The organism is Falsiphaeobacter marinintestinus, from assembly GCF_007923355.1.
GTDB lineage: Bacteria > Pseudomonadota > Alphaproteobacteria > Rhodobacterales > Rhodobacteraceae > Phaeobacter_A > Phaeobacter_A marinintestinus.
Window position 1 is genome coordinate 73,700 of record NZ_VOGO01000005.1, and the last position, 26,870, is coordinate 100,569.

At 58.0% G+C, this 26,870-nt stretch carries 29 protein-coding genes and 1 tRNA gene; 11 read left to right on the top strand and 19 right to left on the bottom strand.

The window, feature by feature from the left end; genetic code table 11:
* The first annotated feature begins 313 nt into the window (after nt 1-313).
* On the top strand, nt 314-754 hold the full coding sequence (locus FOY56_RS12115; RefSeq protein ID WP_186766321.1) for an ester cyclase: 441 nt from the start codon (nt 314-316) through the stop codon (nt 752-754).
* 73 nt (nt 755-827) lie between these two features.
* On the opposite strand, the gene nusG is transcribed toward FOY56_RS12115, so the two are convergent.
* Complete coding sequence (gene nusG, locus FOY56_RS12120) at nt 828-1,361, bottom strand: transcription termination/antitermination protein NusG (RefSeq protein WP_146346114.1); 534 nt, start codon at nt 1,359-1,361, stop codon at nt 828-830.
* Between the two features lie 336 nt (nt 1,362-1,697).
* Between nusG and FOY56_RS12125 the strand changes: the two genes are divergently transcribed.
* Nucleotides 1,698-3,404, top strand: a complete 1,707-nt coding sequence (locus tag FOY56_RS12125) for a calcium-binding protein (RefSeq protein ID WP_146346115.1) — start codon at nt 1,698-1,700, stop codon at nt 3,402-3,404.
* Nucleotides 3,405-3,422: 18 nt separating this feature from the next.
* Here FOY56_RS12125 and secE read toward each other — a convergent pair whose 3' ends face one another.
* The 4 genes from secE to FOY56_RS12145 all read right to left on the bottom strand — a co-directional run bounded on the left by secE (nt 3,423) and on the right by FOY56_RS12145 (nt 6,152).
* Complete coding sequence (gene secE, locus FOY56_RS12130; protein WP_146346116.1) at nt 3,423-3,620, bottom strand: preprotein translocase subunit SecE; 198 nt, start codon at nt 3,618-3,620, stop codon at nt 3,423-3,425.
* A 57-nt stretch (nt 3,621-3,677) separates the two neighbouring features.
* The gene (locus FOY56_RS12135; RefSeq protein WP_146346117.1) at nt 3,678-4,907 is read right to left on the bottom strand and encodes a multidrug effflux MFS transporter; all 1,230 of its coding nucleotides are present in this window, start codon (nt 4,905-4,907) and stop codon (nt 3,678-3,680) included.
* Nucleotides 4,908-5,025: 118 nt separating this feature from the next.
* The gene (locus tag FOY56_RS12140) at nt 5,026-5,658 is read right to left on the bottom strand and encodes an NAD(P)H-dependent oxidoreductase (RefSeq protein WP_146346118.1); all 633 of its coding nucleotides are present in this window, start codon (nt 5,656-5,658) and stop codon (nt 5,026-5,028) included.
* Between the two features lie 418 nt (nt 5,659-6,076).
* Nucleotides 6,077-6,152 (bottom strand) — tRNA-Trp (locus FOY56_RS12145).
* Between the two features lie 156 nt (nt 6,153-6,308).
* Here FOY56_RS12145 and FOY56_RS12150 point away from each other — a divergent pair.
* Nucleotides 6,309-7,022, top strand: coding sequence for a lysophospholipid acyltransferase family protein (locus FOY56_RS12150; protein WP_146346119.1), 714 nt, complete (start codon nt 6,309-6,311; stop codon nt 7,020-7,022).
* Nucleotides 7,023-7,025: 3 nt separating this feature from the next.
* Here the strand turns inward: FOY56_RS12150 and FOY56_RS12155 are convergent, their stop codons facing one another.
* The 8 genes from FOY56_RS12155 to FOY56_RS12190 all read right to left on the bottom strand — a co-directional run bounded on the left by FOY56_RS12155 (nt 7,026) and on the right by FOY56_RS12190 (nt 16,774).
* Nucleotides 7,026-8,264 (bottom strand): CoA transferase, encoded by a 1,239-nt coding sequence (locus FOY56_RS12155; protein ID WP_146346120.1) that lies wholly within the window; start codon nt 8,262-8,264, stop codon nt 7,026-7,028.
* Nucleotides 8,261-9,100 (bottom strand): HTD2 family dehydratase, encoded by an 840-nt coding sequence (locus tag FOY56_RS12160; protein WP_246139474.1) that lies wholly within the window; start codon nt 9,098-9,100, stop codon nt 8,261-8,263. The genes FOY56_RS12155 and FOY56_RS12160 overlap by 4 nt, the downstream gene beginning before the upstream one ends.
* Before the next feature lie 300 nt (nt 9,101-9,400).
* Nucleotides 9,401-10,057 carry a CatB-related O-acetyltransferase gene (locus FOY56_RS12165; RefSeq protein ID WP_146346121.1) on the bottom strand — a complete coding sequence of 219 codons (657 nt, stop codon included), beginning with the start codon at nt 10,055-10,057 and terminating at the stop codon, nt 9,401-9,403.
* A gap of 54 nt (nt 10,058-10,111) precedes the next feature.
* Nucleotides 10,112-11,086, bottom strand: coding sequence for a zinc transporter ZntB (locus FOY56_RS12170; protein ID WP_186766322.1), 975 nt, complete (start codon nt 11,084-11,086; stop codon nt 10,112-10,114).
* An 85-nt stretch (nt 11,087-11,171) separates the two neighbouring features.
* Nucleotides 11,172-12,113: a lipid A-modifier LpxR family protein gene (locus tag FOY56_RS12175; protein ID WP_146346123.1), complete on the bottom strand. Its 942-nt coding sequence runs from the start codon at nt 12,111-12,113 to the stop codon at nt 11,172-11,174.
* 301 nt (nt 12,114-12,414) lie between these two features.
* On the bottom strand, nt 12,415-13,590 hold the full coding sequence (gene tuf / locus FOY56_RS12180) for an elongation factor Tu (RefSeq protein ID WP_146346099.1): 1,176 nt from the start codon (nt 13,588-13,590) through the stop codon (nt 12,415-12,417).
* A 141-nt stretch (nt 13,591-13,731) separates the two neighbouring features.
* Nucleotides 13,732-14,322: a hypothetical protein gene (locus FOY56_RS12185; protein ID WP_146346124.1), complete on the bottom strand. Its 591-nt coding sequence runs from the start codon at nt 14,320-14,322 to the stop codon at nt 13,732-13,734.
* Nucleotides 14,323-14,428: 106 nt separating this feature from the next.
* Complete coding sequence (locus FOY56_RS12190; protein WP_146346125.1) at nt 14,429-16,774, bottom strand: DNA topoisomerase IV subunit A; 2,346 nt, start codon at nt 16,772-16,774, stop codon at nt 14,429-14,431.
* 225 nt (nt 16,775-16,999) lie between these two features.
* Between FOY56_RS12190 and FOY56_RS12195 the strand changes: the two genes are divergently transcribed.
* The 6 genes from FOY56_RS12195 (at nt 17,000) to FOY56_RS12220 (ending at nt 21,347) form a co-directional block, all read left to right on the top strand.
* Entirely contained in the window at nt 17,000-17,635 is a 636-nt protein-coding gene (locus FOY56_RS12195) for an SH3 domain-containing protein (protein ID WP_246139475.1), read from the top strand.
* 156 nt (nt 17,636-17,791) lie between these two features.
* On the top strand, nt 17,792-18,622 hold the full coding sequence (locus FOY56_RS12200; protein ID WP_146346126.1) for an SDR family NAD(P)-dependent oxidoreductase: 831 nt from the start codon (nt 17,792-17,794) through the stop codon (nt 18,620-18,622).
* 73 nt (nt 18,623-18,695) lie between these two features.
* Nucleotides 18,696-18,905 (top strand): twin transmembrane helix small protein, encoded by a 210-nt coding sequence (locus tag FOY56_RS12205; protein ID WP_146346127.1) that lies wholly within the window; start codon nt 18,696-18,698, stop codon nt 18,903-18,905.
* On the top strand, nt 18,905-19,477 hold the full coding sequence (locus FOY56_RS12210; RefSeq protein WP_146346128.1) for a cob(I)yrinic acid a,c-diamide adenosyltransferase: 573 nt from the start codon (nt 18,905-18,907) through the stop codon (nt 19,475-19,477). Before FOY56_RS12205 ends, FOY56_RS12210 begins: the two co-directional genes overlap by 1 nt.
* Before the next feature lie 182 nt (nt 19,478-19,659).
* Nucleotides 19,660-20,418, top strand: a complete 759-nt coding sequence (locus FOY56_RS12215) for an electron transfer flavoprotein subunit beta/FixA family protein (protein WP_146346129.1) — start codon at nt 19,660-19,662, stop codon at nt 20,416-20,418.
* A complete protein-coding gene (locus tag FOY56_RS12220) occupies nt 20,418-21,347 on the top strand; it encodes an electron transfer flavoprotein subunit alpha/FixB family protein (RefSeq protein ID WP_146346130.1) in 930 nt (309 codons plus the stop codon). Before FOY56_RS12215 ends, FOY56_RS12220 begins: the two co-directional genes overlap by 1 nt.
* A gap of 59 nt (nt 21,348-21,406) precedes the next feature.
* Here the strand turns inward: FOY56_RS12220 and FOY56_RS12225 are convergent, their stop codons facing one another.
* Nucleotides 21,407-22,222: a DUF6473 family protein gene (locus tag FOY56_RS12225; protein ID WP_222434984.1), complete on the bottom strand. Its 816-nt coding sequence runs from the start codon at nt 22,220-22,222 to the stop codon at nt 21,407-21,409.
* Between the two features lie 169 nt (nt 22,223-22,391).
* On the opposite strand from FOY56_RS12225, the gene FOY56_RS12230 reads away from it, so the two are divergent.
* A complete protein-coding gene (locus FOY56_RS12230; RefSeq protein ID WP_146346132.1) occupies nt 22,392-23,267 on the top strand; it encodes a 3-hydroxybutyryl-CoA dehydrogenase in 876 nt (291 codons plus the stop codon).
* A 14-nt stretch (nt 23,268-23,281) separates the two neighbouring features.
* The gene (locus FOY56_RS12235; protein ID WP_146346133.1) at nt 23,282-23,920 is read left to right on the top strand and encodes a MarC family protein; all 639 of its coding nucleotides are present in this window, start codon (nt 23,282-23,284) and stop codon (nt 23,918-23,920) included.
* 7 nt (nt 23,921-23,927) lie between these two features.
* Here the strand turns inward: FOY56_RS12235 and FOY56_RS12240 are convergent, their stop codons facing one another.
* From FOY56_RS12240 to FOY56_RS12260, 5 genes are read right to left on the bottom strand one after another with little or no spacing between them, the layout of a single operon-like run.
* Nucleotides 23,928-24,830: a lysophospholipid acyltransferase family protein gene (locus FOY56_RS12240; protein ID WP_146346134.1), complete on the bottom strand. Its 903-nt coding sequence runs from the start codon at nt 24,828-24,830 to the stop codon at nt 23,928-23,930.
* Between the two features lie 38 nt (nt 24,831-24,868).
* Nucleotides 24,869-25,138, bottom strand: coding sequence for an HPr family phosphocarrier protein (locus tag FOY56_RS12245; protein WP_146346135.1), 270 nt, complete (start codon nt 25,136-25,138; stop codon nt 24,869-24,871).
* Between the two features lie 12 nt (nt 25,139-25,150).
* A complete protein-coding gene (locus tag FOY56_RS12250) occupies nt 25,151-25,546 on the bottom strand; it encodes a PTS sugar transporter subunit IIA (protein ID WP_146346136.1) in 396 nt (131 codons plus the stop codon).
* On the bottom strand, nt 25,543-26,436 hold the full coding sequence (gene rapZ / locus FOY56_RS12255) for an RNase adapter RapZ (RefSeq protein WP_146346137.1): 894 nt from the start codon (nt 26,434-26,436) through the stop codon (nt 25,543-25,545). The genes FOY56_RS12250 and rapZ overlap by 4 nt, the downstream gene beginning before the upstream one ends.
* Nucleotides 26,436-26,870, bottom strand: coding sequence for an HPr kinase/phosphorylase (locus tag FOY56_RS12260; RefSeq protein ID WP_246139476.1), 435 nt, complete (start codon nt 26,868-26,870; stop codon nt 26,436-26,438). Before FOY56_RS12260 ends, rapZ begins: the two co-directional genes overlap by 1 nt.

A 26,870-nucleotide genomic window follows, 5' to 3' on the forward strand; every position in this document is an offset into this window, starting at 1 on the left:
AAGATATGGTCGATGTGGTCCGGTCTGATGATCGCGATCACCTCGCCTCCCACGGGGGTGTCACTGAGACAGCGACAGGCGCGCGTCCTACACCGGCCCCGCGTGCAATGCAAGTGATTCCGCCGTAAGTGGCTATGTCACAGCGCGCTGTCAGATGATCCCCCCGCGAAGAGGAACGGCCCTGCCTGGCAAACCGGAGGATATGCCGGGCGACCTGGGCCAGCGAAACCACAAAGGTCAGCACATCGGCCTGAAACGCTTGCGATTTGTACAGCCCATTGCCTGAGAATTCGCGACGCTTATGATCATCGACATGAAACGAACCCCTTATGACGTTATGGAAACCTATCTGACCGAGGTTGGCGGCAAAGGTCGGTTTGAGCTGATCAATGAACTCGCTCATCCCGATATGGTTGATGAAGCCAACCAAGCCTTTGGCGGACCACCCGGGCGGGATGGGTTGATCGCCCATGTCAAAGGGTTTCGGAGGGCGCTGGATGCACCGCAGTTTTCCATCGACCGGATCGTAGCAGGCCCCGACGACGTGATGGCGTGGTGGTCGTTCACCGGAACCCATGTCGGCCCGTGGCTGAACCGTGCGCCAACCGGCAATCCGGTTTCGGGCACGGTGTTCAGCTTTTTCGAGCTAAGGGAGGGACGGATCGCGCGTTATCGGCTGTGGCTGTGCGCCATGTTCGACACGCCCGTCGTGTTTGATTCATCACGGCCACAGTTGTTCGATACACAACCCTAAGCATTGATCCGAGCGGGTCTTGAACGTGGTGAGATAAGGTGTTGCCCGACGCGACGCATCAGGCAACAGACGCTTAGATTTGCTTGGTGACCTGGGTGAATTCCAGCTCGACCGGGGTTTCGCGACCGAAGATCGACACTGTGACTTTCAGGCGCTGGTTGTCTTCGTCGACTTCTTCGACCATGCCGTCGAAATCTTCGAACGGGCCGTCGTTGACTTTGACCTTCTCGCCGATCTCGTAGTGGATCAGGGTGCGCGGCGATTCTTCGCCTTCCTGAACGCGGTTCAGGATCTGGTTCACTTCGGCGTCGCGCATCGGCATCGGGCGACCTTGCGGGCCCAGAAAACCGGTGACGCGGTTGATCGAGTTGATCAGGTGATAGCCCTGATCGGACATTTCCATGTGGACAAGAACATAGCCGGGCATAAAGCGGCGCTCGGTCGTGACCTTCTTGCCGCGACGCACTTCGATCACTTCTTCGGTGGGAACCAGAACTTCGTCGATGTCGTCCTCAAGCCCTTTTTCGATCACCGCAGTCCGGATTGATTCTGCGATCTTCTTTTCGAAATTCGAAAGAACGCTGACCGAATACCACCGTTTTGCCATTGTCAGTTCACCCTGTGTCGGTCGGGAAGCGGCCCGAACCCCATTGTCTTAGATTTGCGTTGCAGCGTGTCGCGCAACAAAAAAGCGGCGTGCCAACGGAATCGCCGCACGCCATGTCATGAAGTGACGGGGTGCATACTCCGCTTTGCCGCCCATGACAAGGCCCGCGCCCCCAGGATGCCGGATACCGGCCGAGAATTTGGGCACACTTCTCAGCGGCTGGCTCATGTTTAGACTTCCCCAACGTCACCTCAACATGGAGATGCATTTTGTGCCGACCCGTCATAACGTTATGCCATTAGACCACAAATTCAACATGTTACGGAGCCTTTAACGTTGAGCCTTATTGAAGTCATTTCCCCGATCAAAGTTGGTGGCTATACCGGCGCCTACCCTCAAACCGTGCAGATCATCAGCTACAGTCACGACGATTTCCTGATCAGCTATGAGCAAGATCACGGTGCCAACGGATTAACCGACCCGTTTCAATTCATCGGTCAACTGTTCAATGTCGAACACGACCGCTATGTTATCATAGGTCAGGAAGATTACACAGGCTGGGGCAACCTGCACGACACCACGCCGCTGGCCGGCGGGGGGTTTGCCGTCAGCTGGGTTCACGAAACCAGCACGCAGGATCATGAAACCTATGTTCAGGTCTACGCCAATAACGGTGATCTGGTTGGCGGCCCGTTCAGCTTTGGAACGAACTCGGACCATAACGCGCTGACGCAATTGTCCAACGGCAATCTGGCCGTGGTCTATGAAGGCGCATCCAACCAATCCTACCTGCAGATCGTTGATCTAACCGGCGCGACGGTGCTTGCCGAAACCCAGATATCGTTGGAAGATAACGCCGAGGTCACGTCGCTTAACACCGGTGGCTTTGCCGTGCTGTTCGAAAACTCATACGTCCCGACGATCATGTTTTTCGACGCTGCTGGCACCGCGCTGACGGCGGAAATTCCGATTGCGACACACGCGTCCACATTCAACGTCAACGTGGCGATGACGACGCTTGCGTCCGGTAGTGTTCTGGTCGCCTGGGAGGGGTCGGGATCACAAGGCCCGGATGATTTCGGCGTCTACGCCCGGATTTTCGACGCCAATGGCACACCGCAGGGCACCGAATTTCTGGTGAGCGAGGACCTCGACTATTTCGACGGTGCGCCTAACGTCGCAGCTTTGGATGATGGCGGCTTCCTGATTTCCTATTCCAGCACAACGTACAGCCCAAGCTATGACACCGGCACGTTCATCCAACGTTATGACGTGGATGGGTATGCAGTTGGGCATCCTTACGAAGTGACAGGTGCCGCCGGAAATGAAATCACCATGGCGCAGAACGACTACAACCAAATCTATGCAACTTACGCGTCTGGTCAGGACGTGATGATGCAGATTTTTGACGCCGGTGTGTATGGCACGGGTTTCATCAACACCATCGCCGGAGACGGTGACGACAACGTCATTTTCGGCCTTGGCGCTGCGGATACATTGTCAGGTCTAAATGGCAACGACACATTGGTTGGCGGCGCAGGCCATGACACGCTTTTCGGCAATGCGGGCAGCGACGCGCTTGAAGGGTGTGACGGGCTGGACCGGCTTCTTGGGGGGGCTGATGACGACCTGTTGCGCGGCGGCGCCGGCAATGATGCGCTGAACGGTGGTGCCGATCAGGACGTCCTGCAAGGCGATCTGGGCCGTGATACGCTTACAGGCGGTTCCGAGGCAGATGTCTTCCGGTTCCTCAATGTAAGCGACAGCACCGTGGCCCTTGGTGGGCGCGACATCATTGGCGATTTCGAGGACGGAGTCGACCTGATCGATCTGTCGCTGATCGATGCCGGACTTGCGACCGGGAACCAAGCGTTTACCTTTATCGGAACGGCAGCTTATTCCGGCGCTGGAGGCGAGTTGCGCTTTACCCAATCCCCTAACACAACCGTGCTGCGCGCGGATATTGATGGGGATGGACAGGATGATATGGCGATTTCGATCCGGGGCATCAATGCCCTGGACGCGACAGACTTCATCCTTTGACCGAAAATGCCGAAGCGGTCAGCCGAAGAAATTCAGAACGAATTGCAGGCCGCTTCGGATAATCAAATCAACCAGAGCGAAGAACACAGCTGTCAGCGCAGCCATGATGAAGACCATAACCGTGGTCAGCAACACTTCGCGGCGAGTCGGCCACACGACCTTGGAGACCTCGGCGCGGACCTGCTGGAAAAACTGGATCGGGTTCATGGTGGCCATTGGGCGCTCGTTTGTTTGCTGTCGACGGTCCGCACATAACGGGGCTTTACGTCGAATTCAAGACCGGTTGTCCCGGCTCGTGGCTTGGGCGTCGGGCGGGCCTTCGCGCAGGTCGATGCGACGGACATAGAGCGCCGCGGCCAATCCGCCCCCGGCCGAGACAAGCATCATGCCCAGAACGCCATAAGCGGCGTTAGAATCCGTCAGCAGTGCGGCGGTGGCCCAGGTGATCAGCGCCCCGCCCATCACCATGACCGCGCCGGAAAGCCCCGATGCGCTGCCCGCCAGATGCGGGCGGACCGACATCGTCCCTGCATGCGCTGATGGCATGGTCAGCCCATTGCCAAGTCCGGTCGCAACCGCAGGCGCAAACAAGACAAGCACGTGATGTACACCCGCCATCCACAAGCACAACCCGATCAGAAGGGCCACGCTGGCGACCACCCGTCCGGCGATCATCATCATGGTCAGCCCATAGCGCGGGGTCAGACGGCCGGACAAATAGTTGCCCAGCATGAAACCGCTCGTGATTGACCCCAGTCCGATCCCCAGCGCCGCCGGGGACAGGTTGAAATGTGCTTTGGACGCCAATGGCGCCCCGCCCAGAAACGCATAAAACGCCCCGACCGAAAACGACACGCACAGGGTATAGCCCCAGAACCGGCGTGATCGCAGAAGCTCGGGATAGCTGCGGAACTGGGCCGCGAACGTTGCCGAAGGGGAGGTGTTGGTTTCGCCCAGATCGATCCAACACCAGATCAGCACCATAAGCCCGCCACCGGTGAAGAACACAAAGGTCGACCGCCAACCAAAAAACTGTTCCAGCAGACCACCGAACATCGGGCCGGTCATCGGCGCGATGGCCATAATCATGCCGACGTATCCCATCAGGCTTGCCGCCTGGTTCGGCTCGGTCGTATCGCGGATGACGGCGCGAGACAGAACAGACCCGGCAATGATCACCCCCTGAAGCATCCGGAAGGCCAGGAACATCCAGACCGAGGTACTGAGGGCGCAGCCCAGCGACGCCACGACAAAGATCGCCAACCCAACCAACAGGACGGGCCTGCGCCCATAGCGGTCGGACATCGGGCCCAGAATCAGCTGAAGCACACCGGTCAGCGCCAGATAGCCTGCGATAGACAGGTTAACGATGGCATAATCCGCCCCGAAGTCTTCTGCGATCGACGGCAGCGACGGCATGAACATGTTCAGCGTCAGAACCGACAATCCGGTCAGAACGATCAGGGTAGAGAGCCTGGGCGGCGTTCGCGCTGGGGCGGGCATGACAAGCCTGTCTGCGGGACCTACCCGCCGTTTACCCAGCGCTATCATATCCTCTGGCAATACTGAATACCGCTGTCAGACCTGTTTCAGGTGGCCAGCCGGTCTCCAGACAGACCGGTCAAAGACCGGTGTGGTTGCCGGATACCGCACGGTCCGAAGAGTCGACTGTGGGTCGCGACAAGGCAAAGCCGCATTGGTACGCCTTGTCCAACAGCGCTTTGCGTCGGTTTTCGGACCCTGTTGACCCATTAAGGACCTCAAGGGTTCTCTTGGTGAACCCGAAATAGCCGAATGTCCCATTGATCCAGACAGTCTCCAAAGCCGCCAGATAGCCGCTCTGAGACATCTCGTCTGACCGTGCGCCCGCCGGAACCAGAAGAACCCCCGTACGCGGTCGCTGAAGCGATTTGTCCGGGTCATCCAACTGATTGTACGCCCAGCCCCAGGACCAAACCCGGTCGACCCAACCTTTGGTCATCGCGGGCATTCCCCACCAAAAAAGTGGAAAGACAAAGCAAATTGCATCCGCCCGTGCGATCCGCGCCTGTTCGGACAAAACGTCCTTTGGTGTGGGCCCCGCATCATCGGCTTCGATGTCGGCCATAGACCAGCGCGGGTCAAAGCCCTCCGCATTCAGGTCGGCCAATTCTGTCGTATGTCCTGCTGCGCCAGCACCGGACATGAACTGCCGGGCCACAGCCGCACTGAAAGAGTTTGGGTTTGGATGATCCAGGATCGTTAATACGTGCATCTGTCTGGCCGATTGAACAATTTACATACCTCGAATTCCGGCATCCCAACCCAAAGATGTTCAGTCCCGAAATTGCAGCTTCTAGTACTCTATAGAGTTCAGCAACCCCGTTCAGACGCAACGGGTCAGTGTCCGCAATGCCCGCTTACATCCAGCTCACGAACGTACAGACCGCGCTGCACTGGTTCCATTGAAAATGTCGGTGTCCTGTGCGGGCACATCGTTGAACCGGGTGTCCCCGGCATGGTCGCCCGGATGGATTATCGAACATTGGCGCAAAGCGATCCCGTTCGGCCTTGGCCTTCAGGCAGCGTCACCTTGCGGTTATCGAGAGCCTGCGACAGAGGGAATCAGGAACACCTTGGGAAACCACATCACGCGGTCAAAAGATTATCCCGACTGGGTCATTGATTGGAAATGGCAGGGGCAGCAGGGTTCGAACCCGCGACCTACGGTTTTGGAGACCGTCGCTCTACCAGCTGAGCTATACCCCTAAGGCCGATCTCCAAGTATCTAAGCCGCGCGACGGACTCAAGAGGCTTTTTGCGCCAAGCTGCGGTTTCCGTGCGAAAGACCTGACCAAGGTTGGCAACGCGACGGCATCTGGTATACGCCGCGTTCGTACCCGTTTTTACCCCGGACGCCCCTGAATGAACCTGCGCAAGAAACTCGCTGACAGTGATACCGTTCTGAATTGGTTCGCACGTCGCTTTGCCGGGTACATTCGCAAGGTCCACAAAAACACCGCATGGCAGCGCATCGGGTATGAGGAACTGGATGCGCTGGTCGACTCCGGAGAGCCCGTTATCCTGGTTCTGTGGCATCAGAGGCTGGTGCAATCGCCATATCTGTTCCCGCTGGACAAAGGGCGGGTCTGTACCATCACGTCCGCCGCGCGCGCAGGTAGCATGGTGGGTCGGGTGCAGATGCTGTTCGGCATGGATACCATCGCCATGTCCAGCCACAAACGCCATGTGGCGCTGTCCCGCGAGGTGTTGGGCAAAATGAAACAGGGCATCTCGATCGGAATCGCGGCTGACGGTCCTCGGGGGCCGGAACGTGTTTTGTCGACGGTTCCGCTGGTCTGGGCGCGAACATCTGGCAAACGGGTATTCGGTATTACCTATTCCGTGCGGCACGCCCGCGAGGCCGGAACCTGGGACCACATGCTATTGCCCCGCGCCCGGCGCAACGAAGGGGTTTTGTTGTGCAGGGAATGGACCGATCCGGTGCCCCGCAAGGCCAGCCCGGAAGACTTCGAGGTGCTGCGCCAAAGCCTTGAAGATCACATGAACCAGATCACAGCCGAGGCTGATGAGATGATGGGGCGGACGCCCTGGGCGCCGCCGCAAACTGCAGACTAGGTCTCAGGCAGCCGGACGCGCCCGCTGACGCGGACCATCAACGATACCACGATCGAACAACGTTGCGATTTCACGGCTGTCAAGCCGGGCCACATCCCCCAGCACCTCTTCGGTATCCGCCCCCAAAACCGGCGCGGGTACGGGTGCCTGCCGTGTATGAGACCCGAAGGACATCGGCGATCCCGGGACCGGAAACCGCCCGAGGCCCGACTGGTTCATCATGCGAAACATCGGGTTGTCTTCGCTCAGATCCGGATCCTCGGCGACGGCATCCTTGAGCGACCGAAAAACTGACCAGGTCAGCCCGGCGGTATCGAACGCAGCTGCAAAATCGACAACGCGGCGGGAGGCAAACCAAGGCTCCAGCACTGCAGTGATCGCCCTGCGCAGCTTCCATCGATTGCCTTCGTCGCGCAGATCAAGACCGCTGGCGTTGGACAATGCATCCATGGCGTCGCCGGTGCCGGTCAGTTTGATCAGACCGCCCCATTGCCGACGTGTCAGGCCGATGACCATGACGCGCTGACCGCAAGCACACAGGAAGTCCTGTCCGTAGGCACCGTAAAGCGCGTTGCCAGATTTCTGACGCGGTGCGCTGTTGACCACTGCATCGCCGATCATGCCAAGATGGCCGACCATGGCTGCGGCGATGTCCTTGAGCGACAGGTTAACGTCCTGCCCCTGCCCGGTGCGCATCCGGTGACGTTCGGCCGCCAGGGCTGCCGAAACCACCATATTGCCCGCGATCAGGTCCCACGCCGGCAAGGCGTTGGCCACAGGCTCATCATAGCATTCCGGCCCGGTGATATCTGGAATTCCTAAAGCGGGGTTGACCGTATAATCGACAGCCGGACGACCGTGTCGGTCGCCGGACAAGGTGACCATGATCAGGTCGCGGCGAAACTGGCTGAGTGTTTCGTAGTCCATCCACCCGCGCACCCGCAGGTTGGTCAGAAACAGCCCGGCGTCGTCTCCGGGCGCGGTTACGATGCGGGTGATCAATTCGCGCCCCTCGGGCGACCGCATATCAACGGCGACAGATCGCTTGCCCTTGTTCAGACCTGCCCAGAACAGGCTTTCGCCGGACGGGGCCAAGGGCCAGCGGCCTGCATCCAAACCGCCTTCGACGCGGTCAAACCGGATAACGTCAGCGCCCATCTGAGCCAGCGTCATACCGGCCAGCGGCACAGCGACAAAGGCCGAACCTTCGACCACGCGCATCCCGTTCAGAATCCCGCTCATACCGTGCCCTGCCAGATTGCCGTGGCTTGCATGCCCTGGTGGCCGTCTTGCCCGGTGTAAAGCTGCATGGAACCATCTGCGTCGTCGGTCGCCACGACTTCCATCCGCTTGCCGGCAAACAACGGGTGCACACCCCGAAAGTGGAAACCGCAAGGGACCGATCCACGGTGTCGGGTTGCGGCCTGCATCAAAAGCGTGGCTTGCAGGGGGCCGTGCACAACGAGACCCGGGTATCTTTCCACCGTTCTCGCATAATCCGCATCATAGTGGATGCGATGTGCATTGAACGTGACCGCCGAGTAGCGGAACAGCATCGTCTCGTTCATATGATAGGCTTCGCGCAGGACTGGCGCATTTGGAAGCGGACGCTTGCGGGGTGGAGCGTAGTCCTGAGGAATCGGCAGATACGCGATGTCCTGGGTCTCTTCAATCGCGACGCCCTGCTCCCCCCGGATGACATGATCAACGGTGACAAACACCATGTCATCGCCTTTTTTCTGAACGCGGCTGACTGTCGATTGCCGCGTGATGCGTTCCCCCACGCGCAACGGCGCATAGAATTGCAAAGACCCACCGGCCCACATGCGGCGCTCTAATCGCAATGGTGGCAGAAACTCACCGGTTCGCGGATGACCGTCGCGGCCCAATTCGTCCATCGGAGCGGTCGGCGGGAACGCACACCAATGCCACAGCGGCGGCAGCGGATCCCCGTTTCGCAACGGCATATTGTACCCTTGATCAAGTGTCGCAGAGATTTGCTGTGCCTGCAGTTCCGAGATCCCACCAACCAGACGCTCCATACGCCCAACCCATGCTGTTACGTTCAACTGATCCAAAACTTACCCTCCCGTGAGTGTCATCAAAGGATGCAGGGACTTCCGGAAAAATCAATATTTATTATACACTTAGCAGAATACCATCGTATACATTCGGCGATTTATGCAGATGCAGCAAATTTGGAATGTTGAAAGATAACGATAAGACCATCGCAGTTTGCCAGCGCGGCATTTCGGTATTCTTTGGTCTACAATCCAGAAGTCCCCGATGTGAGCGGAAACAGTGATTCGCGAGGGACAGAGTTTTGGCCACGCGGATGACGCAATGACAGACCTAAGGGCACAAACACCGCGAGGCATTTACCAAGGGCACGCCCGTTCCAGCGCGGCAAGGTCGGCCCCGCATATCGCGGCTTCGGCCTTTACGATGGTCTCGATCGGCCAGTCCCACCAACCAAGCTCTAGCAAGCGATTGATCGTGGCATCGTCAAAGCGGCGGCGTACCAGTCGCGCAGGATTACCCGCAACAATGCCATAGGCCGGGATCTCTCCGCCAACGACAGCCCCTGCTCCGACGATCACGCCATCCCCGATCCGTGCGCCGGGCAACACGCGCGCACCCTGCCCCAGCCAGACGTCGTTGCCAATGATCGTGTCGGGGCCCGGCCCCGGCAGGGACGGGCGGTTTTCGCGTCGCCCGTCACCGAATACGGCAAAAGGAAACGTCGAAAACCCATCATACCGGTGATTGGCCGAGGCTGTGATGAACGTCACACCGTCCGCAATCTGGCAGAACTTGCCAATCACCAGCTTCTCGGGCGAGAAGTCGAACAGATAGGGCGCCAACCGCTCAGCCCAGTCATCAGGCGGATCGAAGGTACTGGCATAGGTATAAGCGCCCACCTCAATCTGAGGGTGATCAATTTCCGGCCTCAAAAAGACCGTCCCTTGCAGATCGCTGCCATCCGGCAACCGGACCGGGTTGCGCGTATCAGGCGAGGGAAATCCGTCAGACATTCACGACACCTTTGACCCCAAGCACAACCATCTCACGGACTGCAAAACGATGATCTACATCCAGCGCATACGCCAGAGAATGTAAATCTGAAGTGCAAAAACAACCCCCAAGCCGGCGGAAAAAATCCAGAACGATGGCTCCCAATTCGCCCCGGGCATACCCGCAAGGTTCACCCCCATCAGCCCGGTTAAAAACCCAAGCGGCAAGAACACGGCCGTTAGAATAGACAGTCGATACAGGTTGGCGTTCAAGCGCTCGGAATGGGCATTGGCGATTTCGTCGTTGACCACATCCATGCGTTCGGACAACGAATCCAATCCTTCGATGCTACGGGTCAGCGCATCATGCGATTCTGACAGTTGCAGCCGCGCAAGGTCGCGGATCCAATGCAGCTTATCACTGGCAAGCAGTGTAATCGCCTCGCGCTGAGGGGGCAGAAAGCGGCGCAACAGGACCAGCCCGTGGCGGGTTTCCGACAATCTGGACGTCAGACTGGTGCTATCCCCCCCACCCAAAATCTGGTCTTCGATCTCTTCACCGATCTCTTCAAGCATATCACCACGCGCACCGATCCGGTCGGTCAGGCGGTCGATCAGATCGGCCAGAAAGGCCCCTGCCTCTTGCGGGCCTTTGCCCGACCGGATCGTCGTATACAGGTCCTGCACCGATAACAGAGGCCGCTGGGACAGGCTGACAATCCGCGCCGGATCCACCCAAAGCCGGATCGAAACCATGTCGTCAGGATTGGCCCCCGGGTTTGTATTCACGCCGCGCAGGATCACCAGAACACCATTCCCGATGAACTTGACCCGTGGGCGCGTCGCCTGCGCCAACAACGCGTCGTGCACCGGATCTGGCAAATACGCCAGGTTGCGCTGAAGCCACGGGACGCTTTCCGGGTTGGTGGCCGAAAGGTGAACCCAAGCCAGGTCCTCGGCTTCCAGCGCTTTGGGAACATCGTCGTCTGACAGCTCTGCCCCGGGGGTCGGGCCATCCAGCCGCAACGCAAAATGAATAAATTCGGTCACCGGCGATGTTCCTCTGAAAATCGCACTTAGAGTACTACATCGATTACGCAGGTCACGAGGAAAAAGGTCGCTCTGTGCTACGTATTCAGAATGACATCTTAAAGCTCAGCGATCCGACAACCTGGCTTTGTCTTTGGCTTTCAAATTCACGGCTCAGATAGGTCAGGCCGTAAAACAGGTTGCCGTGTTTGGCTTCCCAGTTAAATCCGAGGCGGGCTCGATAGCGTTGGTTTTCCATGATGACAGTGGCTGAGCCTGGAAAATACACACTGTCGCCAACATACGCCGCATCGACGCCGAAAATGGCGCTAACCCCCTTCGGCCCTGAGCGCATCGTCCGATAGCGCTGGCCAGTGACTTTGTCGCGCACCAGAAGTTCGGATCGCCCGACCTGCCCAAACGTGAAGTCAAATCCAATACGCGCCAAAGTTTCATCACCAGCGCGGGCTTCGCCAAAGGGTCTGAACCGAACAGAGTGACCAAGATCAAACTCGCGACCGACTTCAGCGACCACGGTCGGATAAAACCCGTTCGGAATTTGATTGTTGCGGATCGCCTGCGACGGAGGTGTGCTTCCGATCAATTTGTGGAACTGAACCTGAAGATCCCCGACGCCGTTCTGCGGCCCTGTCGATACCAGTTCTGCGCCAATCGAATATTCGTAGTTCCGTCTCGCGAAATGGGTATACGCGCCCAGTGACAAGACGCCTGCATAGCGCCTGTCCGTCGCGCTCGGGACTGTCAGGTTTTCCGGCGAAATCATTTGAGTATAGGCGCGAATTTCAAACAGGTCCCCGAAACCGGACGGTAACTTACCCTGCCATCCGCGCGCATAAATCCACGAGAACGTTAGAGAGGCCGTTTGCCAGCGATCATAATCATCGCCGATAAGATCATCAGAAAACAGCCAGCCAACGCCAACAAGTTCTCTTTTGAGCGGATCAGGTTTGACGTCGTTGTCAGTGTCTGACTGTGCAAACACAAGCTGAGGGATGCACAGCAACGCTATAAAAAGAAGTTTTCTCATGAGCAGCGACTTTCCAGTCAGGTTGAGAAGGCCTTTGGTATGTCGGCTGACACTTCAGAGTTCTACAAGACTGTACGAACGAGAAATTGTTCGCAGCAAGACAATTTGTTGTTTTTGACTTGGATGGAATCGGACCTGTCTCAATCAGAATACACTTGCTCTCAACCCAAGGAGTTGCGGCCCGGTTTGAGGTTCGAATGCGGTGTCGCCATGGCAAACGGGTTGGATCTTGTCTTTATGTACCCAGACAAAAAAAGGCCGCCCTGTCAGGCGGCCTTTTCGATTCAGATCGATTTCTCGATTACTCGATGATTTTGGAGACGACGCCGGCGCCGACGGTGCGGCCGCCTTCGCGGATGGCGAAGCGCAGGCCGTTTTCCATCGCGATCGGAGCGATCAGCTCAACGCCGAACGACACGTTATCGCCAGGCATCACCATTTCGGTGCCTTCGGCCAGGGTCACGGTACCGGTCACGTCGGTCGTCCGGAAGTAGAACTGCGGACGATAGTTCGCGAAGAACGGCGTGTGACGGCCACCTTCATCCTTGGTCAGGATATAGGCTTCGGCTTCGAACTTGGTGTGCGGTGTCACCGAACCCGGCTTACACAGAACCTGTCCACGCTCAACGGCTTCACGGTCGATACCGCGCAGCAGGGCGCCGATGTTGTCACCGGCTTCGCCGCGATCCAGCAGCTTGCGGAACATTTCAACACCGGTACAGGTGGTGGTCTGGGTGTCTTTGATACCAACGATTTCGATGGTGTCGCCGACGTTGATCACGCCACGCTCGACACGACCGGTCACAACAGTCCCACGACCCGAGATCGAGAACACGTCTTCGACCGGCATCAGGAACGGCTGGTCCACGGCGCGCTCGGGCGTCGGGATGAAGTCGTCAACAGCCGCCATCAGCGCGCGGATCGAGTTTTCACCGATTTCCTCGTCGCGGCCTTCCAGAGCGGCCAGAGCCGAACCGGGGATGACCGGGATGTCGTCGCCAGGGTACTCATAGGCGCTCAGAAGCTCGCGGATTTCCATTTCCACCAGTTCCAGCAGCTCTTCGTCGTCAACCTGGTCAACTTTGTTCATGTAGACGACCATGGTCGGGATACCAACCTGGCGGCCCAGCAGAATGTGCTCGCGGGTCTGCGGCATCGGGCCGTCAGCAGCGTTTACAACCAGGATCGCGCCGTCCATCTGCGCCGCACCGGTGATCATGTTCTTCACATAGTCAGCGTGGCCGGGGCAGTCGACGTGGGCATAGTGACGGTTTTCGGTCTCGTATTCCACGTGCGCCGTCGAGATCGTGATCCCGCGGGCTTTTTCTTCGGGCGCGCCATCAATCTGGTCATACGCCTGGAAGTCACCAAAATACTTGGTGATCGCCGCCGTCAGAGTGGTCTTCCCGTGGTCAACATGGCCAATCGTGCCAATGTTCACGTGCGGCTTATTACGCTCAAACTTTTCCTTAGCCATTCTTTTGGCGCCCTTTTGAAATAGTGGGGTCACACGCGACCCGGTTTCCTCTGCGCGCGCGACATATTTGGTTCAGAGACGAAAATCAAGCGCATCCTGACTCGGGTGTACAGCCGGCTGTCCGGCCACAAGGTCAGTGGCTTACTGTTGGCCCGTCAGTGGCTCGGGTTTTGGCGGGTTAAAAGTCGGGTTGTCCGTGAACCAACCGTGCTGTTCGTGCATGTCAGCCAGCCATGTTTCGATCGCTTTGGCTGCATTGTAGGATAGCTGGTCCATCTGTTCTGCTTTGGTGCGGCTGTGTCCCGACCCAACCACGACCGATCCTGTATCCGTGGTTTCAAAAATGGTCAGCGCGTGTGGCTCGTCATTCAGCTTTCTGCCAAGTTCGTCGTCCCAGACCGTCACCAGGATGATCAACGCGGATTTGGGGCTGTAAAGGACCGGGATGCCGCCCGGAGCCAGCATATAACCTTCGACGCTGATCCCGAGATGATACAAAGCTTCGCCTTCGTAGCGCCCAAACCGGGTATCGATTCCTTTGCGGAGTGCGGCTATCCACTCGTCTGCCGTCGCCTCGCGCGAAATCGGTCCTTTCGCCATTTTGGACGCGACCACCACATTGTGGCCCAGGCTGAAATCCCCCAGCGGAACCTTCGGTTCGTTCTCGATGGATTGCGTTGCGCAGCCTGCAAGCAGGATGAGGCCGGTCAGAAGAGAGAGCAGTCGGGTCATGTTACCTCGAAGGGTTCGTCAGGAAGACCACATAGTCGGCGCGCCGACAGGTGCAAACCCCTGAATCTGTGCCGCATCTGAAAGCGTGTCATATCTGCGCCCACAATCACGTGAATTTGTGATCCCGCGGGAACCCGAACGGCGCCTTTTTGCCGACGCTGGCCCGTTTACCCAACCATTCGGTCAAATCGGTTTCATGCCGGGTCTTGCCGCCGCCCATTTCCCATTTCAGACCTTCGGACCAGTCAAACGTGGTCAGGTCGGCCAAGCCGCCATCCAATTCCAGCGCGCCCTGACGGCCACGGGCCATGTTGTACTTCTGCAGACGGACGCCTTTTCCACGCGACAATTCCGGCAATTCGGTCACTGGGAAGACCAGGAATTTGCCATTCTGCGATACGATGGCAACGTGATCGCCGACCACGGGATGACAAACCACGGCCCGTTCGTCCGCTTTGACGTTCAACGACTGTTTGCCAGCCCGCGTTTGCGCAACGATTTCCTTTTCCGCCACGACAAAGCCGTTTCCGGCCGTCGACGCGACGATCAACCGGCCTTCGGGGCGGTGGATGAACAAGTCGACGATTTCGACCTCGTTCGGCAGGTCGACCATCAGACGGACCGGTTCGCCCATGCCCCGGCCTCCGGGCAGGTTCGCAGCGCTAAGCGTATAGAACCGGCCGTTCGATCCGAAAATCAGCAACCGGTCAGTCGTTTCAGCATGGAACGCAAATCGCGGACCGTCGCCATCCTTGAACTTCAGCTCGCGGCCAAGGTCGATATGGCCGGTCATCGCCCGCACCCAGCCCATCTGAGAACAAACAACGGTGATAGGTTCGCGGTCGATCATCGCCTCAAGCGGGACCTCTTCGACTTCACCAGCTTCCGCAAAGCGCGACCGGCGCGCCCCACCTTCGTAATTCTTGCCGAACTTCTTCTTGGTTTCCTTCAGTTGCTCGCTGATCCGGTCCCACTGCAAACCGGGGTCGGCCAGCAAATCTTCAAGTCCGGCGCGTTCGATCATCAGGGCGTCGCGCTCGCGGACCAGTTCCATCTCTTCCAGACGCCGCAAAGACCGCAGGCGCATGTTCAGGATGGCATCGACCTGCACGTCAGACAGTTCGCCTTCGCCACGGGGCGGAGAAACATAGTCAGCCTCGGACATGGCGCGCACGAAATCACGGCCCCAGTCTTCGCGCATCAAAGCCGCCTTGGGGTCATCATCGTATCGGATGATGTCGATCACACGGTCCAGATTGAGGAAGGCAATGATGAACCCTTCCAGCACTTCCAGCCGGTGATCGATCTTGGCCATCCGGTGGCGTGATCGGCGCTGCAACACCTCTTGGCGATGATCAAGAAACGCGCGCAGGACTTCCTTGAGCGAACAGACCTTTGGCGTAACACCATCGATCAGCACGTTCATGTTCAGCGAGAACCGCACTTCCAGATCGGAATTTCGGTACAGCATGTTCATCAGGATCTCAGGATCGACGTTCTTGGATCGTGGCTCAAGCACCATGCGGATGTCATCGGCGCTCTCGTCGCGCACATCGGCCAGAATCGGGACCTTTTTGGTCTGGATCACCTCGGCCAACTTTTCGATCAGCTTGGATTTCTGAACCTGATACGGAATCTCGGTTACGACGATCTGCCACTGACCGCGACCCAGATCCTCTTTCTCCCATTTCGCGCGCAAGCGGAATGACCCGCGCCCGGTGCGATAGGCCTGAGCGATGTTTTCCTTCGGCTCAACAATTACACCGCCCGTCGGGAAATCTGGACCCGGCACATAGTTCAGCAAGGTTTCATCACGCACATCGGGCGTTTTGATCATGTGCATGCAAGCATCGCACAGTTCCGAAATGTTGTGCGGCGGGATGTTGGTCGCCATGCCAACCGCAATCCCGGATGACCCGTTGGCCAGCAGGTTCGGGAACGTTGCCGGCAGAACCACCGGTTCGCTAAGGGTCCCGTCATAGTTTTCGCGAAAGTCGACCGAATCTTCGTCCAGACCCTCAAGCAGGGCCTCGGCGACGATGGTCATGCGCGCTTCGGTGTATCGGCTGGCGGCCGGATTGTCGCCGTCGATGTTGCCAAAATTGCCTTGGCCATCGACAAGCGGATAGCGAACGTTGAAATCCTGCGCCAAGCGCGCCATCGCGTCGTAAATCGCGGCGTCACCATGCGGATGATAGTTGCCCATCACGTCGCCTGAGATCTTGGCAGACTTTCGGAACCCCCCGGATGCGCTGAGTTTGAGTTCGCGCATTGCATACAATATGCGCCGATGCACCGGTTTCAGCCCGTCCCGGGCATCAGGCAACGCCCGATGCATGATGGTCGACAGGGCATAGGTCAGGTATCTGTCCCCGATCGCACGGCGCAAAGGCTCGGCCACTTCGCGGCCTTTGGGGGACTTCATGTTGGGGTCGTCAACAGTATCGCTCATAGATCGTGTGATACGCATAGTCGCGGCGCGCGGCAAGCACCCCTTGTGGACGTTCTTGCGTCAAGCTCCGCGTTTAAGAGATTCTCAGATTAGGGGAACTCCGCTGACCCTCTCCCCGTCCAAAAGGAGTACAATTCCTTTATGAAGTGATTCTGTTGCCGCCTCTGACATGATCGGGAGTGCGGTTAGGGTTTTGTATACGGTCGAAATTGGGGGTTTGACGGCATGGCACGCTTCATCGTTGTGACGTTTCTGTTCATGGGCATTGCCTTTTATCAACTGAGTGGCGGCTCGGACTTTGAACCGCGTGGCGTACGTGCGGAGAAAACAGCCGCCGTGTCATCCTCTGTGTCTGCGCCGACCCCTATTCAGGTAAGCGATGCTGAACCGGTTCTCGCGCCGCGCAAAGATGGGCAAGCTGCTGCCACCCCAAGTGCTGCACCCAAGCCTGATACCGCTGCCATTGAAGCTGCTGTCCGTCTGGCTAAAGCACGGGTCAGCCTGAGTGATGGGCTGACACTTCTGGGTGACCAGAACTCGGTTCAGGGCCTGCAACTTGCGTCGCTGAGCGAAGGTGTGATCGGCCTGCGGACCGCCCCAACAGAAGAAACCGAAACCTCTGACGAACCCGCGACCCAGGAGTACACGTCGCCCGAGCCTGATATCCGCGAGGTAAAAGGCACCCGTGTGAACATGCGGCATGGACCCGGGACTAATTATGAAGTCGTCACCAGTCTTACCCTTGGCCATGAAGTCGAAGTGCTAAGTGACTCGGGCACCGGCTGGCTGCGCCTGCGGACCAGACCCGAAGGCACAATGGGTTGGATTTCTGCGTCTTTGATTGCCAAAAAGACGCAATAGTAGCCGACGTGCTTGCCTGCCTGATATCCCACACAGACATGTTGAAGCGATTTCCTGAGCCTGCTTCCTTCTTCTGCATGAGAACTGAGCTTATCGCGATTGTGCGACCGCACTTCGGCGAATAGCTTTGGCCAGCACAAACGGAATTAGAGCGTCATGAAAAGATCCATCCTGATAACCGGCTGTTCGTCGGGCATTGGTCACGACGCGGCCCACGGCCTGCGAAACCGGGGGTGGCGCGTGTTTGCGTCGTGCCGCCAACAAAAAGACTGTGATCGGATGCGCGTCATGGGCTTTGACAGCCCGCGGATCGACTATACCGATAGTGCATCCATTGAATCCGGCCTGGCCGAGGTGCTTGAGGCAACAGGCGGACGCCTGGATGCTCTGTTCAACAACGGCGCACATCCCTTATCCGCCGCCGTCGAAGATTTGCCGACAGACGGTCTGCGCGCGATCTTTGAAGCGAATTTCTTTGGATGGCACGACCTGACCCGCCAGGTAATCCCAATCATGCGACGTCAGGAAGAAGGTCGAATCATTCAGTGTTCGTCCACGCTGGGCTTGGTTTACATGAAGTGGCGCGGTGCATATGCAGCGACCAAACATGCGCTTGAGGCGCTGACAGACACAATGCGAGTCGAACTTGACGGGACAGGCATCGACGTGATTCTTGTCGAACCCGGCCCGATCACAACCAAGTTTCGCGAGAACGGCATACCTTGGTTCGAACACTATATCGAATGGAAGCGTTCTCCCCGCCGCAAAGACTATGAAACCGGCCTGATACCGCGGATGTATGATGACAGCGGCAGCAAGGACGCGTTTGAGCTGCCTCCATCAGCGGTCACCGCCAAATTGGTAAAGGCGCTGGAAGCGCGGCGTCCGAAGCCGCGCTACTACGTAACCACCCCAACTTACGTCGCGGGATATCTGCGTCGCATCCTGTCGACGCGGGCGACCGATCGCCTGATCAAGCGCATCTGACGAAAAAACCTGTTCGCTTTTCGGCCCCGGACCGCTAGATCACCGCAATAGCCGCAAAAGGAGTCTGCGTCGGATGGGTCAAGTTCTGTTCATAGCCATGATTGTCGCAATGTGCGCCGTCGTGATTGTCCTGATGCTTGGCATTGGCGGTTTTGCAAAAGGCGGCAAGTTCAACGCGAAGTACGGCAATAAGATGATGCAGCTGCGCATCCTGCTGCAGGCTGTCGCCATCGCATTGATCCTGCTGTTTGTTTATCTGCGTGGCCAGGGGGCGTTTAACTGATGGTTATCCTGAACAAGATCTATACCCGCACCGGTGATGCCGGAGACACGGCATTGGGCAATGGTGTGCGTGTCGCCAAACACGCCATCCGGGTCGATGCCTATGGCACGTCGGACGAGTTGAACTCATTCATCGGCGTCGCCCGCCTTGAAGCCTCGGGTGAGATGGACGAGGCGCTGGCCCGCATCCAAAACGACATGTTCGATCTTGGGGCTGACCTTTGCCGCCCCGATATGGACAAGGATTTTGAGGCCGGATACCCGCCGCTGCGTATGGCGCCAGAGCAGGTCACACGGCTGGAATCTGAAATCGACGTGATGAACGCGGATTTGACGACGCTTCGCAGTTTCATCCTGCCCGGCGGATCGGCGCTCTCGGCGCATCTGCATGTGTGCCGCACCGTGTCGCGCCGTGCTGAACGGCTGGCCGTCGAACTGTCGACGGATGAACAGGTGAACGCCTCCGCAATCAAGTACCTCAACCGGCTGTCGGACTGGTTCTTTGTTGCCGCTCGGGTGGCCAATAACGGCGGCAAAGACGATGTGCTTTGGGTGCCTGGCGCAAACCGCTAAGGCTTGGACTGACAGGCCGATGCTCTCTTTGCGCTGCAAATTGATCCGAAACGCGACGTCGCCGCGCCGCGGCGTGACGATTTTGGACTATTCCCCCTGTCATCTTACCGTTATCAACTCGGCTTGAGTTGAAGGGGGAGTCGCACTGGCGACTGACCGTTATCTGAAGGAGAGACCGCGAAATGAAGGTATTGGTACCTGTCAAGCGCGTGATTGACTACAACGTGAAAGTTCGCGTGAAAGCGGACGGATCGGGTGTTGATCTCGCCAATGTTAAGATGTCGATGAACCCATTCGACGAGATCGCCGTCGAAGAGGCGATCCGCCTGAAAGAAGCAGGCAAGGCTGACGAAGTCATCGCTGTTTCAATCGGCGTCAAGCAGTCGCAGGAAACCCTGCGCACCGCACTGGCCATGGGCGCCGACCGCGCCATCCTGGTCATTGCCGCAGATGACGTGCACACAGATATCGAACCGCTGTCGGTTGCCAAGATCCTCGCCAAGATTGTCGAAGAAGAGCAGCCGGGTGTTGTACTTTGCGGCAAGCAGGCGATCGATAATGACATGAACGCCACCGGCCAGATGCTGTCGGCGCTGCTGGGCTGGTCCCAGGGCACGTTCGCTTCGGAAGTCGACATTGACGGCGACACCGCCAAAGTGACCCGCGAAGTTGACGGCGGCCTGCAGACCCTTTCCGTGAAGATGCCCGCCATCATCACTGTCGATCTGCGTCTGAACGAACCACGTTATGCGTCGCTGCCCAACATCATGAAGGCGAAGAAAAAGCCGCTGGATGAGAAAACCGCCGCCGACTATGGCGTAGACGTCACGCCGCGCCTTGAGATCGTCAAGACTGTTGAGCCTGCTGAGCGTGCGGCTGGCATTATTGTCGGTTCGGTCGACGAGCTGGTTGAGAAACTCAAAGAAGCGGGGGCTGTGTAATGGCTGTTCTTCTCCTTGCCGAAGTGACCAGTGGCGAACTGGCGATGGATGCCACTGCCAAGGCCGTGACCGCCTCGCAGGCGCTGGGTGATGTGACCGTGCTGTGCGCCGGTGCCTCGGCTGCCGCCGCTGGCGAAGCCGCGGCCAAGATCGACGGTGTTGCCAAGGTTCTGGTCGCCGAAGACGCATCGCTGGGCCATCGCCTTGCAGAACCCACAGCCGCGCTGATCGTTTCGCTGGCTGGCGACTATGACCACATCGTTGCCCCGGCCACGACCGATGCCAAGAACGTCATGCCGCGCGTCGCCGCGCTGCTGGATGTGATGGTGATCTCGGACGCGACCGCCGTAATCGACGCCGACACATTCGAACGCCCGATCTACGCCGGCAACGCCATGCAGACCGTCAAATCGTCGGATGCCAAGAAGGTCATCACTTTCCGCACCGCGACCTTTGATGCAGCTGGTGAAGGCGGTTCGGCATCTGTCGAAACCATTGGCGCTGCCGAAAACCCCGGCCTGTCCGAGTGGGTCGAGGACAAGGTTGCCGCAAGCGATCGTCCGGAACTGACTTCGGCCGGTGTTGTCGTCTCTGGTGGCCGTGGCGTTGGGTCGGAAGAAGACTTCAAGATCATCGAAGCCCTGGCCGACAAGCTGGGCGCAGCCGTTGGTGCATCGCGGGCAGCTGTCGACTCGGGCTATGCCCCGAACGACTGGCAGGTTGGTCAGACCGGCAAGGTCGTTGCACCGGATCTGTACGTCGCAGTTGGCATCTCGGGCGCAATCCAGCACTTGGCCGGAATGAAGGACTCCAAGATCATCGTTGCGATCAACAAAGACGAAGAAGCCCCGATCTTTCAGGTCGCGGACTTCGGTCTGGTCGCAGACTTGTTCTCGGCCGTACCTGAGCTGACCGAAAAGCTGGGCTGACCGGTAGCAAAAGATTTTTCGACGAAAAATCTCGGGCCCGCCTGTTTGGCGGGCCTTTTCTATTGGCGCTCCAGCACTTCAGCCAGCCGTTCCGCGATCCGGCGATGCGTGTCCGGGCCGATCATGTTTTCTGCAATCGGCTGCTGCAGATCACCGAACCGCATTTCGCTCATGTCACCGGTCTGTATTGCCGCCTGAACAGGGAGCGTGACCACACCCATCGCCGTCTTTGAAACGCTTTCAAGCATGGCACGGGTGACCAGCAATGGCTCATCGTCTAGCGCGCCATCACCGGCTCCTGTTTGATACTGCAACCACAGCAGATGAACCCTTCCCTGAAACTTTGTGAACATCCCTTGCATGCGCCGGACCCACCGGGCCTGCAGGTCATCGCTGACTGTCCGAAACCGGGCCGGATCAATGTCACACAAAGCAACCAGCAAATGACGCACAAAGTGAAATCTGGTAAAATCTACTTCGGGATAAAGACGCCTCAGATGTGACGTGGCCTGCAGAAAGCGATCATTGCGCCGGGGATGGACCCGATAATACCGGTTGGACTGCCCCTGTACGCCCGGAAGCTGCAGCACGACCATTGATGCTGCGGCGGCAATCCGCATCACCTCGACATCGCGCAGGATCGTATCCAGACCGCCATTTGTGCTTCCAAGGTTGACGCAGGTTCTGCCCAGTCGGGATTCAATCAACGACGCAAAAGGCCGGTCGACGAACCGTCCGAAGGTTTCGCTGCCCCCCAGAAAGGCAATGTAGGGCTGATCCAAGGACCGCTTTGGTCCCCTGAACAGCAATTTCGACGTTCCATATGTGCAAGCTGCATCCCCCGGCGCACCAGTTCCTGTTACCTGAAAGGTCATAACACCCACCAATTTTGTTCACCCAAGAGGGACAATGCAGACCAGACTCTTGCGATTCGGCTAATGGCACAATTTGCTGCAAAGTGTCGCCAGAGGATCGCGGCCCTTGTCCATCGCGCGTACAGACCGATAAGGTCACCTGAGAACTTCCAGCGAAGGGCAGCACAGAATGGACATTCAGAAAATCGGTGTGATCGGCGCGGGCCAGATGGGCAATGGTATCGCCCATGTCATGGCGCAGGCCGGGTATGACGTTCTGATGACCGACATCAGCCAACAGGCACTGGATGCGGCCCTGGCGTCGGTTCACAAGAATATGGCCCGTCAGGTGTCGCGCGGCAAGATGACCGAAGCTGACATGGACGCTGCGCTGAAACGCATCGTCACGACGCTGGACCTGCCTGACCTTGGTGCAACCGACCTTGTGATCGAAGCCGCCACGGAACGTGAAACGATCAAGCAGGCAATCTTTGATGACCTGCAACCACATTTGCAACCACACACGATCCTGACGTCAAACACATCCTCGATTTCAATCACACGGTTGGCGTCCCGCACGGATCGCCCCGAACGGTTCATGGGGTTCCATTTCATGAACCCGGTACCGGTGATGCAACTGGTCGAACTGATCCGCGGCATTGCCACGGATGCGGAAACCTTCGCCTCCTGCAAGGCTGTGGTGGATAAACTTGGCAAGACCTCGGCCAGCGCCGAAGATTTCCCGGCCTTTATCGTGAATCGTATCCTGATGCCGATGATCAACGAAGCGGTCTACACGTTGTACGAAGGCGTTGGGAACGTGCTGTCGATCGATCAGTCTTTGAAGCTGGGTGCCAACCACCCGATGGGGCCGCTTGAACTTGCCGATTTTATCGGGTTGGACACCTGCCTTGCCATCATGAACGTGCTGCACGACGGGCTTGCCGATACAAAGTATCGCCCCTGCCCGCTGTTGACCAAATATGTCGAAGCCGGGTGGCTGGGGCGCAAAACTCAGCGCGGGTTCTATGACTATCGCGGCGATGTGCCGGTCCCGACACGGTAACCAAGGGGACGCGCTTGACAGTTTCATGGCCTGAATATGTGCAGATTTTCGTCGGGATTTTTGCGCTCGTATCGCCGCCCGTCATTGTCCCGATGTTTCTGGGGCTTGTTGGCGGTCGCACACTTGCCGACAAGAAAACTGCGGCCAATGTCGGCGCGCTTGGCTTTTTCGTTGCAACATCGCTGTTCGTCTTTGCGGGGCAAACCATCCTCACCGCTTTTGGCATCGAGCTCAGCGCGTTTCAGGCGGCAGGCGGGTTCCTGTTATTGCTGATTGCTCTGGACATGCTGCGCAGCGAACCGGACGAAGGCAATCAGGGCGAAGCAAGGGCGAGCTCGATCATCGCATTGGGCATCGTGCCCCTGACGATTCCGGTTCTGGCCGGCCCCGGCGTGCTCAGCGCAGTTGTCCTGTTTTCCACCGAATTCAGTGGTGTGACGCACAAGTTGTTCATGGTCGGGATCATGGCGTTGGTATCGGCTTCGGTATTTCTGACCTTGCGCGTTGCATTGGCCTCGGACCGCCTGTTCACGCCCAATGTAACGCTGATCTTTAACAAGGTGATGGGCCTGATGATTGCGGCCATCGCGTTTGAATTCATGTTCGACGGAATCGCCGCACATTTCCCGATGCTCAGCACTGTGCCAAACTGATCAGGTTTCAGCCCTTGCTTTTGGCGCCCAAATCCAGCGTGTGCTGGCGCAGCCATGCCATGAACCCACGCGGGTTCTGGGCCAGCTGCTCCATCTGAGCATCGGTCAGCGGCTCACCCACAATAGGGGCTTGCGGTTTGTTGCAAGCCCGCACGATTTCATGCAGCAACAAACCCTGCCGCAGGATCGCAGAAATACGGTTCGCAATCTGATAGGCACGGGAGTTTCGACCCGGGAAGTAGATCGGCACGACGCGCGCACCGGACTTGCGGATCATTTTCGCCGTGAAAACGTTCCATTCCTGTTCAATCGGCGGGCCCCACCATGTGTCCGATGACATCACAACGCCTGATGGGAACAGCGCCACGACGCCGCCGTTGGCCAGATGCTCCATCGCGCTGGCGCGCATTTCGACCATCTTGCGCTGCGCTTCCGGGTCGTGCGGGAACGGAACTGGAATCATGAAAGACGTCGCGGTTTCGTCCAGCCCGGTCAGGACCGAACGTGTCAGAATGCGGTAATCTTCACGCACGCGGCCGATCAGATCCGCAAAGATCATACCATCGACCATACCGTGCGGGTGGTTCGCCACGACCACAACAGGCCCGTCTTTCGGGATATTGGCCAGTTGTTCTTCCGGCGTCTGAAGTTCGATTCCCATGACATTCAGCGCGCCGCGCCAGAATTTTTGCCCGCGATAATCGGCGTTCTGGCGTTCGAACTGTCTGACCATGCGCAAGATCGTCAGCTTGCCGGTGAACCATTCGATTGTCTTGATAGCAAAAGATGTCCAAGGGTCATCGAAGGAATTTGCATAGGTCAGGGTCCGACGGTCATAGACCTCGGCTGTCTGCTCCACCGGACGCTTGGGCTGAACCCCGGCGTCGCTGTTATGAGCGGTGTCTGCCACGTCGCCTTTCCTGTCCGACCGGCGCCGGATCACTGATGCTAGTACTTCTCGCCGAACCGGTCTGCCACCAGAGCCTCCAGCGCATTCGCCAAAGGTTCTGCGTCAGGTCCCGATGTTTCAACGTCAATAGTCGTTCCCTTCGACGCTGCCAACATCAAAAGCCCCATAATACTATCGCCGGACGCGCTCATGCCGTCCCGCTCCACTTCCGCGGTGGCGTCAAATCCTTCGACGACTTCCACCAATTTTGCCGAGGCCCGCGCATGCAGGCCTTTTTCATTCACGATTTTCAGTGTGCGTTGGGTCATTTGGTCCGTCTGTCAGGTGTCGGTGCTGATATTTTGTGTGTTGATATATTTTTTGCCGGCCTCCATGGCACCGCGCACTGCGTCGCCAACGGGCATATGGCGGGATTTTGCCAGTTTGATCAACATCGGAAGATTCGCACCGTAAAGTATGCGGCGGTCGGCGGGTGCGCAGGCCAGAAGGCTCAGATTCGACGGTGATCCGCCAAACAGGTCGGTCACCATGACCACACCATCGCCCTTGTCGACAGCGTCAGCCGCAACACAAATCTCGGTCTGTTTGGCGTCGCGATCATCATCCGGCTCGATCGAGATGGCCATCATGCCAGGTTGCTGCCCGACGACATGTTGCATGGCGGCCAGATACTCTCTCGCCAACCCCCCATGCGCCACGATCACGATTCCGATCAAACCGGCCTCTTAACTTTCTGCTGGTTTTCCAGCTCGCGGTGTCTAATTGACACCTGCTGGCCCTGTTCCGCAAGGGCTTTGGCCAGAGTTTCGGTTAATGTAACCGACCGGTGTTGCCCGCCGGTACATCCGAATGCGATCGAGAAATGCGATTTGCCTTCGTCAACATAGGCTGGCAGCAAACTCTGGGTCAGATCCAGAACCTTTTCAAAGAACACCCCGAATCGCGGATCGCCTTTTACGTGATCTGCGACGCGGGCATCCAGGCCATTCAGGTGCCTCAAGGACGGCTCCCAATAGGGATTGGCCAGAAAACGGCAGTCAAAAACCATGTCGATGCCGCGCGGCAAACCACGTTTGTACGAAAACGAGTGGATGGATAGCGCCAGTTTCCGGCCACCATCTGGCGCAAACCAGTTTTCGATATCGGCGCGTAGCTGATGAACGTTCAGGTCGGACGTATCGATCAGGATGTCGGCGCGATCACGGATCGGACTTAACAGCTCCTGTTCGCGCGCAATGCCGGTTTCTGGATTTTCTGCCGGGGCCAGCGGGTGGCGCCGACGGGTTTCCGAGAACCGGCGCAACAGCACATCATCATTGCAATCCACATAGAGAATGGTCAGATCCACGTCTGCTTTTGCGCCCAGCTGATCGATCAGGTCGAACAGGCCAATGGTCGAAAAATCGCGGTTTCGCGTATCAATTCCCAGCGCCATTGGGCGTGGCTGTTCCGGATCGTCCAGAAGCCGGGGCACAAGACGCAAAGGGATATTATCGATGGCTTCGAAATCGAGATCTTCAAGCACATTGATCGCCGTCGACCGGCCTGCGCCGGACGGGCCCGTCACAAGGACGAGCCGCTTTGGGACGGGGCTGTGCTCGGGCATCACGGGCTCCTGCGACCGGCTTTCAAGAACTGGATTAATGCTGATGCAAAATGTGCGCCTTCCACTTTCAGAAACAAGGTTACAGATTGCCCCAGCAGATCACTTTTTCGAAGCGTGGGCAGGCGCTGAGTTTCAGTCCGGTCAAGATCCACGATGGCGACGACCTGTGCCAATGCGCAGGGGGTCGCCTGAAGCAGCCCGACACAGCGGGCTTCGATCAGCCCTTTGATCGCATCAGGCGCATATGCGATCACCTGCGACTGGTCCCGCCGCAATATCGTACGATCATCCGCGACCAGGTCTGCCCCCATCGCCATCAAGGACAGGGCAAGGGCCGATTTGCCGCTGCCGGATTTGCCAACGATCAGAAGGGCGCGGCCATCAAGAGCGACACAACTTGCATGAAGGGTGATTTCCGGCGCGGAACCGGGCAC

Bases quoted from the DNA above. Each gene is read 5' to 3' on its own strand.
- FOY56_RS12115 (WP_186766321.1), top strand. From the start codon at position 314: ATGAAACGAACCCCTTATGACGTTATGGAAACCTATCTGACCGAGGTT.
- nusG (WP_146346114.1), bottom strand. From the start codon at position 1,361: ATGGCAAAACGGTGGTATTCGGTCAGCGTTCTTTCGAATTTCGAAAAG.
- secE (WP_146346116.1), bottom strand. From the start codon at position 3,620: ATGGCCACCATGAACCCGATCCAGTTTTTCCAGCAGGTCCGCGCCGAG.
- FOY56_RS12135 (WP_146346117.1), bottom strand. From the start codon at position 4,907: ATGCCCGCCCCAGCGCGAACGCCGCCCAGGCTCTCTACCCTGATCGTT.
- FOY56_RS12140 (WP_146346118.1), bottom strand. From the start codon at position 5,658: ATGCACGTATTAACGATCCTGGATCATCCAAACCCAAACTCTTTCAGT.
- FOY56_RS12150 (WP_146346119.1), top strand. From the start codon at position 6,309: ATGAACCTGCGCAAGAAACTCGCTGACAGTGATACCGTTCTGAATTGG.
- FOY56_RS12155 (WP_146346120.1), bottom strand. From the start codon at position 8,264: ATGAGCGGGATTCTGAACGGGATGCGCGTGGTCGAAGGTTCGGCCTTT.
- FOY56_RS12165 (WP_146346121.1), bottom strand. From the start codon at position 10,057: ATGTCTGACGGATTTCCCTCGCCTGATACGCGCAACCCGGTCCGGTTG.
- FOY56_RS12175 (WP_146346123.1), bottom strand. From the start codon at position 12,113: ATGAGAAAACTTCTTTTTATAGCGTTGCTGTGCATCCCTCAGCTTGTG.
- tuf (WP_146346099.1), bottom strand. From the start codon at position 13,590: ATGGCTAAGGAAAAGTTTGAGCGTAATAAGCCGCACGTGAACATTGGC.
- FOY56_RS12185 (WP_146346124.1), bottom strand. From the start codon at position 14,322: ATGACCCGACTGCTCTCTCTTCTGACCGGCCTCATCCTGCTTGCAGGC.
- FOY56_RS12190 (WP_146346125.1), bottom strand. From the start codon at position 16,774: ATGAGCGATACTGTTGACGACCCCAACATGAAGTCCCCCAAAGGCCGC.
- FOY56_RS12195 (WP_246139475.1), top strand. From the start codon at position 17,000: ATGGCACGCTTCATCGTTGTGACGTTTCTGTTCATGGGCATTGCCTTT.
- FOY56_RS12200 (WP_146346126.1), top strand. From the start codon at position 17,792: ATGAAAAGATCCATCCTGATAACCGGCTGTTCGTCGGGCATTGGTCAC.
- FOY56_RS12205 (WP_146346127.1), top strand. From the start codon at position 18,696: ATGGGTCAAGTTCTGTTCATAGCCATGATTGTCGCAATGTGCGCCGTC.
- FOY56_RS12210 (WP_146346128.1), top strand. From the start codon at position 18,905: ATGGTTATCCTGAACAAGATCTATACCCGCACCGGTGATGCCGGAGAC.
- FOY56_RS12215 (WP_146346129.1), top strand. From the start codon at position 19,660: ATGAAGGTATTGGTACCTGTCAAGCGCGTGATTGACTACAACGTGAAA.
- FOY56_RS12220 (WP_146346130.1), top strand. From the start codon at position 20,418: ATGGCTGTTCTTCTCCTTGCCGAAGTGACCAGTGGCGAACTGGCGATG.
- FOY56_RS12225 (WP_222434984.1), bottom strand. From the start codon at position 22,222: ATGACCTTTCAGGTAACAGGAACTGGTGCGCCGGGGGATGCAGCTTGC.
- FOY56_RS12230 (WP_146346132.1), top strand. From the start codon at position 22,392: ATGGACATTCAGAAAATCGGTGTGATCGGCGCGGGCCAGATGGGCAAT.
- FOY56_RS12245 (WP_146346135.1), bottom strand. From the start codon at position 25,138: ATGACCCAACGCACACTGAAAATCGTGAATGAAAAAGGCCTGCATGCG.
- rapZ (WP_146346137.1), bottom strand. From the start codon at position 26,436: ATGCCCGAGCACAGCCCCGTCCCAAAGCGGCTCGTCCTTGTGACGGGC.